This is a genomic window from Peribacillus sp. NPDC101480 (assembly GCF_050277335.1).
Lineage (GTDB): Bacteria > Bacillota > Bacilli > Bacillales > DSM-1321 > Peribacillus.
This window is the reverse complement of sequence record NZ_JBNNSB010000008.1, coordinates 13,633-28,155: the sequence shown is the minus strand read 5'-3', so window position 1 is coordinate 28,155 and position 14,523 is coordinate 13,633. Positions and strand designations below refer to the sequence as shown.

General features: G+C 42.7%; 11 protein-coding genes. 4 read left to right on the top strand and 7 right to left on the bottom strand.

Features of this window, described 5'->3' with window-relative positions; all coding sequences use genetic code 11:
• Positions 1–121: 121 nt before the first annotated feature.
• The 3 genes from ACQKMF_RS22515 to ACQKMF_RS22505 all read left to right on the top strand — a co-directional run bounded on the left by ACQKMF_RS22515 (position 122) and on the right by ACQKMF_RS22505 (position 3,139).
• The gene (locus ACQKMF_RS22515) at positions 122–376 is read left to right on the top strand and encodes a YgaB family protein (protein ID WP_063577340.1); all 255 of its coding nucleotides are present in this window, start codon (positions 122–124) and stop codon (positions 374–376) included.
• Between the two features lie 233 nt (positions 377–609).
• On the top strand, positions 610–1,140 hold the full coding sequence (gene ntdP / locus ACQKMF_RS22510; RefSeq protein WP_048685440.1) for a nucleoside tri-diphosphate phosphatase: 531 nt from the start codon (positions 610–612) through the stop codon (positions 1,138–1,140).
• 250 nt (positions 1,141–1,390) lie between these two features.
• The gene (locus tag ACQKMF_RS22505) at positions 1,391–3,139 is read left to right on the top strand and encodes an ABC transporter ATP-binding protein (protein WP_101225958.1); all 1,749 of its coding nucleotides are present in this window, start codon (positions 1,391–1,393) and stop codon (positions 3,137–3,139) included.
• A 74-nt stretch (positions 3,140–3,213) separates the two neighbouring features.
• Here the strand turns inward: ACQKMF_RS22505 and ACQKMF_RS22500 are convergent, their stop codons facing one another.
• From ACQKMF_RS22500 to ACQKMF_RS22480, 5 genes are all read right to left on the bottom strand, one after another.
• Positions 3,214–4,134, bottom strand: a complete 921-nt coding sequence (locus tag ACQKMF_RS22500) for an EamA family transporter (RefSeq protein ID WP_402944842.1) — start codon at positions 4,132–4,134, stop codon at positions 3,214–3,216.
• Positions 4,135–4,393: 259 nt separating this feature from the next.
• Complete coding sequence (locus ACQKMF_RS22495) at positions 4,394–4,741, bottom strand: hypothetical protein (RefSeq protein ID WP_101225960.1); 348 nt, start codon at positions 4,739–4,741, stop codon at positions 4,394–4,396.
• A 13-nt stretch (positions 4,742–4,754) separates the two neighbouring features.
• A complete protein-coding gene (locus tag ACQKMF_RS22490; protein ID WP_063234827.1) occupies positions 4,755–5,285 on the bottom strand; it encodes an NAD(P)H-dependent oxidoreductase in 531 nt (176 codons plus the stop codon).
• Positions 5,286–5,303: 18 nt separating this feature from the next.
• Complete coding sequence (locus ACQKMF_RS22485) at positions 5,304–6,923, bottom strand: DHA2 family efflux MFS transporter permease subunit (RefSeq protein WP_101225962.1); 1,620 nt, start codon at positions 6,921–6,923, stop codon at positions 5,304–5,306.
• 40 nt (positions 6,924–6,963) lie between these two features.
• A complete protein-coding gene (locus ACQKMF_RS22480) occupies positions 6,964–7,602 on the bottom strand; it encodes an HlyD family efflux transporter periplasmic adaptor subunit (RefSeq protein ID WP_101225963.1) in 639 nt (212 codons plus the stop codon).
• A gap of 370 nt (positions 7,603–7,972) precedes the next feature.
• On the opposite strand from ACQKMF_RS22480, the gene ACQKMF_RS22475 reads away from it, so the two are divergent.
• Complete coding sequence (locus ACQKMF_RS22475) at positions 7,973–8,386, top strand: MarR family winged helix-turn-helix transcriptional regulator (protein WP_048678312.1); 414 nt, start codon at positions 7,973–7,975, stop codon at positions 8,384–8,386.
• 57 nt (positions 8,387–8,443) lie between these two features.
• Here ACQKMF_RS22475 and ACQKMF_RS22470 read toward each other — a convergent pair whose 3' ends face one another.
• Positions 8,444–9,535, bottom strand: a complete 1,092-nt coding sequence (locus ACQKMF_RS22470) for an FUSC family protein (RefSeq protein WP_101225964.1) — start codon at positions 9,533–9,535, stop codon at positions 8,444–8,446.
• A 322-nt stretch (positions 9,536–9,857) separates the two neighbouring features.
• The gene (locus ACQKMF_RS22465) at positions 9,858–14,330 is read right to left on the bottom strand and encodes a glutamate synthase-related protein (RefSeq protein ID WP_427575057.1); all 4,473 of its coding nucleotides are present in this window, start codon (positions 14,328–14,330) and stop codon (positions 9,858–9,860) included.
• Between the last annotated feature and the right edge of the window lie 193 nt (positions 14,331–14,523).

The window sequence follows — 14,523 nt, the reverse complement described above, 5'->3', positions numbered from 1 at the left end:
TTTTTGCCTTTCATTGTATTCGACAAATGTTTCGTTGTGTTTACATTTTATGTCAAAGGAAAAAGCTGATTAAAATAGAATATACATACTTATAGAAAAAATAGATTAGGAAGGTGCATTCATGGAGGAATTTAACCGGCTTATTAACAACCAGTTGAAAACGATGGATAAGCTTTTACTTTTACAATCCGAAATCGAAAGATGCCAAGATATAGAGAAGCAACTCCTTGCCCTGGAAGAGGAGAGTGAAGCGGTCACCATTCAGGAAGAGATTCAACTCAAAAAGCAGGAATTGAAAAGTATCCATGATATGTTCGAGAAGCAAACGGAAGAAGTCATCCGTTATTTTCAGCAAGGACAGGCTGCCATACGATAAATAACCGGCTAATTTCTTAGTTAAAATGGGTGGATGGTCAGACTTTTTCGACTTATTTACACATTTTCACTGGGAGATTAGCCACTTTTGTTTTAAATTTGTGAATAAATCGCTATAATATAGGAATATAGGGTAAATGGAAAAAAGTATATATTTTAAATACACACAACAACTGCAAACGGAATAGGGCACAGTACGCTGTCAGGGTGTCTATAGAAAGTAGGGAGAGATAAATGGGGATTGTTCCTGCCGAAGGAGGAAAAATCCAAATCCACAGCTATAAACATAATGGACATATCCATCGTATCTGGGAAGAGACAACCGTTTTAAAAGGGACCCAAAATCTGGTGATAGCAGCGAATGACCGTACTATGGTAACGGAATCAGATGGAAGGACCTGGATTACGAGAGAGCCGGCGATTTGCTATTTTCATTCAAAGTATTGGTTTAATGTTATTGGTATGTTGAGAGAGGACGGGGTTTATTATTATTGCAATATCAGTTCGCCGTTCACATACGATTCGGGAGCATTGAAATACATTGATTATGACCTGGACATTAAAGTATTCCCAGATATGACGTTTAATTTGCTGGATGAGGATGAATATGAAAGGCATCGGAAAGAAATGAATTACCCGGATGCCATCGATTCAATATTGAAACAGAACGTAGACTATTTGATTTATATGATACGCCAGCGAAAAGGACCATTCTCCGCAGAGTTTATTGATAGTTGGTATGAACGCTTTTTAACCTATCGATGATAGAAAAGGCCTGCTGCTTAATTGGCAGGCTTTTTCATTGTGTAACATATATCTACACAACTGTTTCAATCTATCACGATGCAGGAACCATTAAACCTCCTTTAAATGTGTTTGAAAGTTAGTGAATGAAATCCTTTTGATACTTAATCTTCGAAAAGGAAAATATAATTGAACAGTGCATATAAGATTCCAAATTGCTGGTATGGACTTTTTTCATTTGGATTTAATGATTCAGAAAAGGAGGTATTCCGTGGGGAGCATTAAGAGATATTTGCAATTCGTCAAACCATATAAATGGCAGATAATCGGAACGGTACTGATTGGATTGTTAAAGTTCGCAATTCCACTTCTGCTTCCATTGCTCAGTAAGTATATAGTGGATGACATCATCGGAAATGGTGACCTGTCCAAAGCCGTGAAATCCGAACGCCTTTTATGGGCAATGGCCATCATGATTTTCATTTTCGTTGCAGTTAGACCGCCGATTGAGTATTACAGACAATATTTTGCGCAATGGACCGGAACGAAAATCTTATATGATATTCGTAATGATTTATTTACTCATATACAGAAACTGAGTTTTAAATATTATTCCAATACAAGGGTGGGCGAGGTCATTTCGAGGATGATCACGGATGTGGAACAAACGAAGAACTTTGTCATCACGGGTTTGATGAACCTTTGGCTCGATATAGCAACGATCATCATAGTGATAGTCATCATGTTTACAATGGACGTGAAGTTAACCGTTGTATCGATCATCATGCTTCCTTTTTACGCATTTTCGATTAAGCATTTCTTTGGCAAGCTGAGAACCTATACAAGGATTCGATCCCAAGCGTTAGCTGATGTACAGAGTCACCTTCATGAACGGGTTTCAGGGATGTCAGTCATCAAAAGCTTTGCGATAGAAGACAGGGAACAGGAATTGTTTGCGAAGCAAAACAAGAATTTCCTCGATAAGGCCCTAAAGCATACAAGCTGGAATGCCAAGTCATTTGCCGTCGTGAATACGATCACGGATATTGCCCCCTTGCTCGTAATAGGATTTGCCGGTTATCAGGTCATTCATGAACAATTGTCACTGGGTACCATGGTTGCCTTCGTCGGTTTCATTGACCGGCTTTATAATCCCCTCAGACGTTTAGTAAACTCTTCGACGACAATGACCCAGACATTGGCGTCCATGGACAGGGTTTTTGAGTTTGTGGATGAGAAGTATGATATCGATGACGAACCAGGGGCGAAAGAGCTTAAGCATGTGGAAGGCAGAATAACCTTTCAGGATGTATCGTTTGCTTATGACGAAAAAGAGGCACCAGTTTTGAAACATATAAACTTGGATGTCAAACCAGGGGAAACCATTGCACTTGTCGGGATGAGCGGCGGCGGGAAATCCTCGATCGTCAGTTTGATTTCCCGTTTCTATGATGTGACGGAGGGAAGGGTATTATTGGATGGGACGGATATCCGTAAGTATCAAGTCCGCTCCCTAAGAGATAAAATAGGAATGGTTCTACAGGATAATATCTTATTTAGCGAATCGGTTAAGGCCAACATCCTGATGGGACGACCTGATGCAAGTGATGAAGAAGTATTTGAAGCGGCAAAGGCGGCGAATGCCCATGACTTCATCATGGGTCTGAAAGAAGGATATGAAACGAAAGTCGGGGAGCGGGGAGTTAAATTATCCGGAGGCCAAAAGCAACGGGTGGCCATTGCGAGGGTATTTTTGAAAAACCCGCCAATCCTTGTACTTGATGAAGCCACATCCGCATTGGATTTGGAAAGTGAACACTACATCCAGGAGGCGCTGGATATTTTAGCGAAAGACCGGACAACCATCATCGTGGCCCATCGGTTATCCACCATCACCCATGCCGATCGGATCGTTCATATCGATAATGGGGAAATTACGGAAATGGGAACACACGAAGAACTTATGAAAAAGCAAGGGCATTACTACAACCTATTTCAAGTACAACAATTGGATTCTTAAGAAGAATAGGAAAAACAATATACAAAAGAAGACCATTCCTCTAACGGGAATGGTCTTTCTTGTGCGCATGCATGTTATGAAATCCTTTTTTCATGCAGCGTTTTTTTTCTGTCAGGAAGGAAATGCGGCAGATGCTTTATTCCCTCAGGCAAGGCGATGCCTACGATGATCAAGCACATCCCGAACCATTGCAGTGACGTAACCTGTTCATGCAAAAAGATGACGGAAACGACCATCGCTGAGGGCAGTTCCGCAGCACAAAGAATCGTTCCAAGGCCGACACCCACTTTGGGCAAACTGACAGCAAAGAAAAAGAAAGGAACTAAAACACCCAATGTGCCGAGCAGCAGACCGTAGTACCATAGGTTCGTTTGGACAAGATTCGTCACAAGTGTGACGGGGTTAGTTGTGAATACAGCAGTCAGCATACCACCTGTTGCAATGAAAAATAGCCGTTTCATTGAAGATTCCCCAACTGCGAATTGAGAGTTGCAATACATATATAGCGCAAAAAGCAAGGCAGACAATAGACCGAACAATACGCCTTTTAGGCTTAGGCCGGATAGAGGCTGACCAAAGATAGCGCCTGCCAATAATGTTCCGATGAAGAGAACGAAAATGGCAATGAGTTTATTTTTATCCGGGCGTCTTTTATTTATGAAACTTTCAATGAGAACGCCTATCCAGGTAAATTGAAATAAAAAGACAACGGCAATGGAAGCGGGAAGCTCGGATACGGAAACGGCATATGCCTTTCCGACGAAAGTGGACATCATGCCCGTGATTAAAAGTAATCCGGCACTCTTCCATGAAACTTTATATTTAAACGAAAAAAGAAATAACAAGGAGACAATCAGCCAACCGACGAGGTATTGACTGCCAACTAGTTCTCCGGATGAATGGCCATCCATGAATCCAAACTTCATCATGGTGGATAATGTGCCATATGAGATCGAACCGATTAAGACCATTATGGAATACTTCAAAAGTTGCATATTTTTCACCCCTGTAAAAATAAAAATCGCCACCTGCCAAAAAGGCAAGTGACGAACGAAAAAAGGAAATCCTTTTAAAATTCCGTCTCTCAACAAAAGCTGAGTTTAAAAAAATGTTTGTGTTACATTACCTTAGCTTAAAGTCTTTGTGAATATTTGTCAACAAGAAAAATAAGTTAAGCCTGCAGGTCTATCTTTAAGCTAAAGGCAGTGTGGAAAACCCCAGAAGAGGCGAATATGCCGAATGGGGTGACGTTCTTCAATCGCCATTTTGCCGGAAGTCTTCCAATGTACCGCGGTATTCCTTGTCTTTCATTTTGCGAAGATTAGGCTTTTTTTCTGCAGTTGGCTCATCATTTGGCTTTTGATTGTGAAGCTTGGAAAGTGCCAAACGATAATCCTGATCTTTCATTTTCAATTCATCATTGTCTGCTGGGGAGATGATTTCGGTAACGGAATCATCAGCCGAAGAGAAAGCGGACTCTTCCAACGAGTTCTCTTCCTCGACACCCGGCGGCTTACCTTCAGGGGATAAGGCTTTGATATTGTATGTGATCAAGCCCGTAACCGCTAATATGGCAACGATGATAATTAGAATTATGCCCATTGAATTAAGCCTCCTAGAGCTCGTTTATGAATGAACGGGTGACATGGGCAACCCGTTTTCCTAATGCCTCTCCAAGCTGCAAGTCATTTTTGGTGATGTTGTCATCCACACCGGGCGGACAGCTTATTCCTACTCCATAGTAGGAGCCATATAAGGCGTTTTCCGGGACAGTGCCGGGCAAGCCAACAATGATCATGCCTTGATGAAGCATAGGGGTGATTAAGTTCAGCATGGTAGCCTCGAGTCCGCCATGTACGGTGGCCGTCGTACAGAACACAGCACCCACTTTATTGATCAGCGCACCTTCCGCCCATAGATACCCAAGTTTATCGATCCATGTTTTCAAACTCGAACTGATGGTGCCGAAATGACCGGGACAGCCCCAAATGATGGCATCCATTTCCTGGAGCTTATAAACATCCGCCTCGTTCACATGGTCAATGAGAACCTCAGCGCCGGGGACCGCGGCGGCCCCTTGAGCTATTGATTCGGCAAGTGCTTTCGTATGGTTGCCTTCACTGTCGTAAACAACATAGATCTTCATTTTTATTCCCCCATTTAATTAAACCGATTTTTTTACTGGTGAAGGAAGCAAAGGTACATCCAAGTGTTCTTGTTTAGCTTTTTTCATTGCTTTGTCCTTCCGAACGTCACGTAAAAACAGTGAAAGAACGATACCGGCAATTGCAAAGCCTGTTGCCCAAAAGAATGCATCATTGATTCCCATCACATTTGCTTGACCCTGGATTTGTGAAGAAATCAGCGACATGGCAGTTTCCTGTGCCTGTTCACTAGTTTGATTCATCGAACTCATGATGGATTGAACGATTGTTTGGAAATTCTGAACAAAACCGGGATCACTCGTGCTCATTTCCGTTCCTAAAGCAGTTCCATGGAAAGATGCACGGGTTGTATAAATGGTTGTGACGAAGCTCGTACCAATGGCTCCGGTCACTTGTTTAAGCGTATTGCTCATTGCCGTACCATGTGTATTCAAATGCTTGGGAAGCTGATTCATCCCAGCAGTCATGATCGGCATCATCAGTAAAGACATTCCAAGTGCGCGGATGGCATAGATGATGACCAAAGTCGAATAGGTAGTTTCCGTAGTCAATTTAGCGAACTCAAAGGTTGTGACGGCAGTAATCGCTAAACCAATTAGTGCTAATGGACGAGGTCCGATTTTGTCAAATAATGCTCCTGAAATGGGTGACATCACCATCATCACAAGGGCTCCGGGTAACATCAATAGGCCGGATTGAACTGGTGTGAAGCCTCTTAATGTCTGCAAATATATAGGCAATAAGAATATCCCGGTAAACATGGCAACTGTGACGATGGCGGAAATGATATTCGATAATACGAACATGTCATACTTAAATACACGGAAGTCGAGCATAGGTGTTTCCGATTTAAGCTGTTGAACCACAAAAAGCGTCAAAAGGATCAGCCCGATGATGATCGTTCCCAGAACGATGGGATCCGTCCAGCCTTTGGAACCCGCTTCACTGACACCGTATAGTAAGGAAGCAACTCCCAGCAAGGAAAGAGACGCACCCAACAAATCCAATTTGATTTTCTTTGGTTCTGCTACATTACGCATACTTAAAAAGGCGAGTGTCATGACTATCATGCCTAATGGCACCATTGCGTAGAACATGACCCGCCAGCTATATTCCTGAATGACCCAACCAGATAAAGTCGGGCCGATTGCAGGGGCAAACATAATGGCAAGTCCAAAGATTCCCATGCCTTTCCCGCGCATTTCCGGAGGGAAGATGAAAAGAATGATCGTCATGACCAATGGCTGCAGGATCCCGCCGCCAGCCGCCTGAATCAGCCGGCCTGTAAGGATGACGGGGAAATTGGGTGCGATGCCGCAGATGAATGTCCCGATGGTAAATAAAAACATGGCAGCAAGGAATAAAATGCGCGTGCCAAACCGTTCAATTAAAAAAGCGGACAGTGGGATCAAGGCTCCATTCACGAGCATGAATCCAGTTGATAACCATTGAATCGTAGTCGCAGCTACATTGAATTCTGCCATCATCCTGGGCATGGCGACACTAAGCAGGGTTTGATTCAAAATGACCATGAACAAACCTAGCATTAAGATAATTAACATGGGGGCAAACTGCTTCATTCCCTTGTTTTCATTTACTGTGATGGTTTGAGAAGCCATTTAAAGAAAAGCCTCCTTTCTGTATAACTGTGTAGCCATTTTATTTAGTTGAAATTTTCACTTCTGCGTTCATTCCAGGCAGAACTTTATCGGATGGTGCTTTGATGGAAATTTTAACTGGTACTTTTTGAGTGACTTTCGTATAGTTTCCGCTGCTGTTTTGATTGCCCATCACTGAAAAGACGGACGTTGTAGCATAACCGATCTGTTCCAATGTACCTTCGAAGACAGTATCGGGATCTCCATCGATGATAATATCTACGCTGTCACCTTTTTCGATATCCTTTAATTTATTTTCTTCAATATTAGCCGTTATGGACAGATCATCCATATTGATTGTCTGAGCCAGCGTTTGACCCGCTTGAACAAGCTGCTCATCATGCACTTGTGTTTTAACGATAGTACCCTGTGCTGCGGTTTTTACCGCTTCTTTTCCATCTAAAGTGGTTACATTGGCAACATTGTCATCCTTACTTACACTGTCTCCTTCATGTAAGTCCCAATCTGCTAATTTACCGGCAGCGGGGGCAACGATGGTATATAGCTCTCCTGAAACCTTCGCTTCATCCGTTTTAATGAAATTCGTGCTTTCATAATAGTAATAAGCCCCACCGGCTAATACCGCTATGATAATAACCAAACCAATGACATTGATTAAAACTAAACGTCCTCTATTCACTTGTTTCGCCTCCAAAAAATATTGATGATGTATTCCTTTTTTCGATACTGTTCACTAGCCAGAAATGACAACGCCTCCTATTCTAATGTTTATTTGTTAAATTAAATAAATATTAACTTTTATAAGTATTAATATTATTAAGTAAAGAGTTTACCAGTTTAATTATTTTTTGTCATGTAATTTATTCGGAAAAATGGTGGGAAATAAATACAGAGAAATAGTAAAAATTTGAATTTTTTTTAGTTTTAAGGATATATGGAAAGTAAAGTTGACATTGGAATGCCATTTAATTAAATTTAAGAGGTAGGATTGTCCTATATAAGGAGTGAGAAGGCTGGAATTTAAATGGGAAGTAACTAATAGTATAGAAATGCAGATTTTTCGGATTAGGAAGAAGCTTAGGGCCATCGTAGCAAAAAATCTTCAGCCTTATGGATTAACATCGCCTCAGTTTTTCATATTATTGATATTGAAAAAAGAGGGGTCGATCAAATCGACTCAGCTGGCTGACTTCTTAACCGTAAAGCCAAGTGCGATTACCGTATTTGTAGATAAGTTGGTCGAAATGGATTATGTAAAAAGGCAGCCCTCTGATAAGGATCGCAGGGTCATCAACCTTGAATTGAAAGAGGCTGGGGAAGCGATTTTGGGGAGAGTCCTTGCGGATCATAACAAATTGATGGGCAAGAACTTCAATTCATTCTCGGAAGACGAGCTGCAGGATCTTTTGAAGAAATTGGATACGATTGAAAAGGCTGCTGATAAGAACCTTTTGGATGATTGAATGAGGTCATGCTCTAAATAGAGACGAAAAAAGACGGTTCCCGGGAACCGTCTTTTTTTAATCTTCTTCATACTGGACAGATATTTCGTTATCTTCCTTATGGAAGGACTGGAAGCTGACGATCAGCTTTTCAAGGTGTTCCAATTGTTCGTCATATTCTATGACTGCAGAAATCAATGGTACAAGGCGGGCAGAGAGGTGGCCTAGGTTATCATGCATTTCGTCCACTTGATTCTGCTGTTCGAAAAAATGGGCGAGCAGCTCTTTACGACTTAAACAATCCTGGTCCCAATCTTCAATCTCCTCGATTGACTTGATTTTTTCGATATGCAGTAATATCAACTGTTCATGCTTGCGGATCAAGGAATCAAGCTGCTGTAAGATGCTCCGTTGGAAATCTTCAGGCATTTGATATACTTCATTCTCGAATTTATGGATTCTCTTCAAGGTTTCAAACGCTTTTTTTGTCGTTATGATCATTTGCCGATAAACGACAAGCTTTCTTGCTTTAGCTACACTGTTCTTCTTGAAATATTCCCGTTCCTCTTTGTACATGGAATAGATATGTTCCAGATCGAGTAACTCCGCCTTCAATCGGCTGATGTCTTTTTTCAATAAAGTATGTTCTGTAGCATGTCTTGTGCTGATCCTGATCCATTTCAAGATGTCTTCGGTTACATCTGTAATGCGTGTATAAAGCTTTGCTTCGTACTTTGGAGGAATGAAAACAAGATTCACGATAAACGAAGAAACGATTCCAAGCAAAACGGAAGAGAGACGAATAAAGGCAAAATTCAGGAATTCCCCTTCCTGGCTTTCCATGATGGCGATGACCGTCACGATGGAAAGGACGATCGTTTTATCCATTTTCAATTTTAAATTGATGGTTATGACAACCATTACGGCAAGACCGATTATAAAAATATCATTTCCGAACAACAAAACGAAGGAGACAGCAACCAATGCGCCAATGATATTTCCTTGAATTTGCTCCAACACCGTTTGATATGAACGGTAAATGGTCGGCTGTATTGCAAAAATTGCAGCAATCCCAGAAAGGACAGGAGCAGGAAGGTTAAGCAGTTCCGAGAGATAAAGCGCTAAAACAATTGCTATTCCTGTTTTGAGAATGCGGGCACCAAACTTCATATATGGGTTAATCCTTTCTTTGTATTGTAATGTAATGGATCGTGGCTCTATTTATATATAGGCTTTTGCTTAAAGTTGTATTCTAACTTATTTGTTAGTACTTTACACTAAAATAAGAAGATGTAAACAAAAAGTAATATACAGGATTTTCCTAAGAGTTACAATAGCTAAAATCAAGTTTAATATATAAAGAAACGATAGGCAATTTCTTGATTGCTTTCAAATTTGTTTTTCCATTGTTTGAGAACATTCCAGAGGTATATGACTAGAAAAGGCTGATGCTCGCATTAACGAGCATCAGCCTTTTCTTATATTTTCGGCATCACTCCGTGGAAACAGCAGGGTCCGCCTGTTCTTTAACTGGAACGACCTGAAGGAAGTGCTCTTCAGGCTTTTGAAGAAGTGCCTCTAAAGAGGCCGCTTCTTCGGTTTGGCCATGATCTTTCAATAGGGCTGTGTATTTGCCCAGAAGTTCGGCCACATCCTGCAGGCCTCTTGCGGATAGGGGCTCAATGGAAATCTTTGCCCCTTTCGCAACCCGCTTCTTAATGACCTCTTTGGTTAATCCAGATTCAGGCTGTTGCCGTAAATAAACGACACCGCCTGTCATCCCTGCGCAAATCCATGGACCGGGATCTCCCAGAACCAAACCTCTTCCATTTGTCATATATTCAAAAGCGAATCCCTTAATATTGGAAGTTACCGCAATATTACCGGTTTCCTTTTTAGGAAGCGGTTGTTTCAATAATCCTCCAATGATCATATCCGCCCCGGAAAGCCGGATTCCCGCCCTGGCATCTGCATCACCTTGGGCAATGAGAAGGCCGTGTTGTGCACCGTATCCAAACCCCTTGCCTACAGAGCCATTGTAGAACTTTCCATCTTTTCCTGGAGATTTAAAGATGGAAATATTTCCGCCAATCGATGTTTTGCCGATACCATCCTGGGCACCGCCATTCACGCTGATTGTAATTCCCTCCGTATTGTATGCCCCGAGTCCATTACCCGGGATGGAACCATCCTGGTAGGATAGGTGAACGGGGGGAAGTTTTTTGTATGATCCGTCCAATCTGCCCCTAACGCGGTGACAGGACACCCTGCTGCCGAGAACACGCTGCTCGGAAGTGATTGAGCTATAGCTACGGGATTGCTGCAGATCATCTACATGCGAATCAAGATATTCAGCGCCAACGGCCACCTGCATGGAGCCTTCATTCAAATATGCCGCCGTTTCCTTATGTGAGAACGGTGTTATATCCAAGTTTTTCAATAAATAGGTTAAATCCAATGATTGTTGTCCTTTAACTTGCTGCAGTAAATCAGAACGTCCGACGATATCCTGAAGATTCTTCACCCCGAGTGATCCGGTCAAAGCTTTAAGTTCTTTTGCAAATGCATTGAACATATTCGTTAATCCCTGAACGGCTAAATCAAATTTTCGTGGAACAAAACGGCGCAGCCCGTGTTCTTTCGCCTGTGCTTCCGATTCAATTTGTGTGGCGATGCCCACATGGCAAGTGTCAAGGTGACATCCGCGGCACGTTGTACAGCCGACGGCAATCATCGAAAGGGTCCCAAAGCCTACACGGTTTGCACCAAGCAGCATTACCTTCAATACATCCATCGAGCTTTTTAACCCACCGTCAGCCCAAATTTCAACGTTCTGTCGGATACCTGACTCAAGCAGTGCATTATGGGCCGCTTTCACACCTATCTCAACTGGCAGACCGACATGCGCGAGTGCATGGATCCTGGCAGCACCCGTTCCGCCATCAAAACCGGAAAGCGTTATGATATCTGCCCCCGCTTTTGCGACGCCGACAGCAATCGTACCAATGTTAGGAACGACTGGTACTTTGACGGCAACTTTTGCTTTGTCGTTTGCCGTTTTTAGCTCATGGATCATTTGGGCCAAATCTTCAATTGAGTATATATCATGATTATTGGAAGGGGAGATCAAATCGGAACCGATTGTTGCATTTCGGGCTTCTGCGATTTTCGCTGTGACCTTGGAACCTGGAAGGTGACCGCCTTCACCAGGTTTTGCCCCTTGCCCAATTTTAATTTCCAATAGATTTGAAGAGTTCAATAGTTCTGCATTGACACCGAAACGGCCGGAAGCGATTTGCTGTCCGCGCGATTTCGGGTATTTGCCAAGCATATCCTTTATTTCCCCGCCTTCACCATTCATGCTGATCATGCCTAACCTCTCGGCAGCTTCTGCATAGGCCCGGAAAGCAATCTCATTTTGTGACCCAAAAGACATGGAGGCAATGACGAATGGCAATTCCTGTTCGCCGACCGAAAGACTGACTTCTTCAGAAGGGATGGAAGCATCTGAAGTTTTTAATGATGTCAAGTGGCGGATCGTCGTAGGATTGGATTCTTCCTGCTCGGTGATCTTTTCACGATAAGCATCATAGTCCCCGGTTGAAGCAACTTCCCCGATAGACTTCCAAATCCTTGGGAACAAATGGAAGGTTTTGCCCATCCGTTCTTTTTCATTGCCGTAATCTTCTGCACGCTGGATGGCATCGGCCTTGATTTTATCAAAATTATAGTCCAGATCATTGGATCCGAAGAAGTTAGCCACATTTAAATATTTCGCGATTTCCTCATGTAAACCGATGCTTGAGAAAAGTCTTCCATAGCCGCGAAGCTCATGAATGCCAATGGTGGAGATGACTTTCTCAAGACCTTTCGTCAAGGAGTTATATAGATTGCTAACCCCTTTGAGGTCATCCGAAGATAAGGAAAGGAACATATAATAGGGGCTGATTAAGTTGGCCCCAAGACCATAAGAAACGATGATATCATGCAGTGACCTTAGCGATGCTGAACGTAAAAGTATGGAACAATCACGGCGCTTGCCTGTACGGACCAACGCTTGATCGACGGCTGAGGTTACAAGGTGGGGATCAAGCCAAAGGTTGCCGTTTTGATGGGCAAGGGCGTCATCCAGTACGAGCAGCGTTTTTCCTTCATCCACTGCAGTGACACTTTCATCCGTAATCCTGGTCAAGGCATCCGTGATGTTTTCATCCTCTTTGAACGTGCTTGAAATGAAGTGTACGAGTTTTTGATCTTGGTTATATTTAATGAACTGATCATAGCTTGGCTGCGATACGATAGATGAACACTCATAACCCGTTGACCCTTCAATCAATAAGGGAGTCAGCAGCTCCGTAACCTTTCCTGCCTTATTCGCTTCGAAAAGGGAAGGACGTTTTCCGATGATCGTTCTTGTTGAGAAGTGCTCGGTTTCCCGGTCCCGGTCGATCGCAGGGTTGGTTACAACGGCCACACTTTCCTTAATGAAATCAGCAATGTTGGTCCGTTGGGGATTAAGTGCTGCGAGTGGCGCATCATGACCAAGTGAACGAATGGGCTCAGCACCTTTTTCGGCCATCTGTTCCACTAATTGGACATGCTCCCTTTCCCACCCAAAGGCTTTATACTGACCATTATGAATGGCTTGCGTATTTGTCATGGAGACAACCTTTTCAAACACTTGGGGCTGTAAGCGAACTCGGTCATTGGAAAGGACGAAACGATCATTGAAGAGTTCAAATACTTTATCCTGGTAATCCTTGTATGTGTACAATTCAATGCTGTCGCCGTTCCATTTCAAACCGATTTTTTCCCCTGGCCCCATCGGTTTCGGATCTCCGGTATATTCACTGGAAGGGATGATTCCTGGTTCGGAAGTGAACATATAAGATGATTCCGTTTCAATATTCCATAGTGGGCGCAAGCCTAAAGAGTCGACTGAGAACACGGCTTCATCGCCGAAACGGGAGATGATGCCTGCCGGACCTTGTGCAAAATGACCCCATGCTTCCCTTAAATACGTATATAAGTCTTGTAAGTGCTCGGGATATTCCTTGATTTCATTGATGATTGGCGGGAACATAAGATCGACAGCTTCAAATAAAGAGTAGCCATGACGGCAGATGAAAGTTTCGATCGTTTTGTTTAAATCCTGTGAGTCGCTTCCATCTTTAGCGATGGGAACTCCGATCATTTTTGCTTCATCACGCAATTTGGCGATGGTATTGATTTCGCCATTATGTCCAAGTACACTGAAAGGCTGGACCCGGAAGAAGCTTGATAGAGTATTGGTTGAAAAACGATTATGCCCCAGTGTCATGGTGGAGGCAGCCAAAGGGTCGGCAAGATCAAGATAATAGGCAGGGAGCGTATCTCCAGCACCCATCACTTTGTATACCGCATGATGCTGGCTTAAAGATGCAACATGGATGAAATCACTTTTTTCGATGTCGGAAGTCAGCTCAAAAAGAACATTTGAAAGCTCCTGGTTGTTATTGATGGTGGAGGAACAGGCAAATTGCCAGAACACTGGGTCTTCTTGAATGGCAATCGGTCCCAATGCCTCGGAACGGTAGGCTTTATCCGTTTCGAATATCAATGAGAGACCATGCTGGAGCAGTTTCTCCTTGACTTCGATTTTTAAGTCGTTAGCTTCTGTTTTTTTGCTTAAAAATAAATGGCCGACAATGAAGGTATCTTGATCGACGATGCTTGAATCGACATTTACCGCTTCAAGCTTCTTTTTCCAAAGAGCACGGGGAATATCGATATGGATGCCGGCGCCATCGCCCTCACCATTGATGAAGCCGCAGCGATGGTTCATTTTAACCAGGGCGTCGATACAGGCAAAGATGTTTTCGTTAGTAGGGATCTTCTTTTTTTCGATACAGGAAACGATACCGCAGGCATCATGTTCTTCCTTGTGAAATTCTTTGAATGTAGCAGGTGTCCATTGTTGGGTCATATATGTGGCTTGAATAAGGTTACCCTTATTCGCTGCCTTTCACCTCCTGTAGCATATGTTTAATGGGGGAAATATTAGTAAACCCGAACAATAGTCCAAGTTTTGATAGATTGAAAGAAAGTGTATAAATGTATATAAATGTATCCATATCATATCATTTAAATATTCAGAAATCAATTTTTTATACAATGAA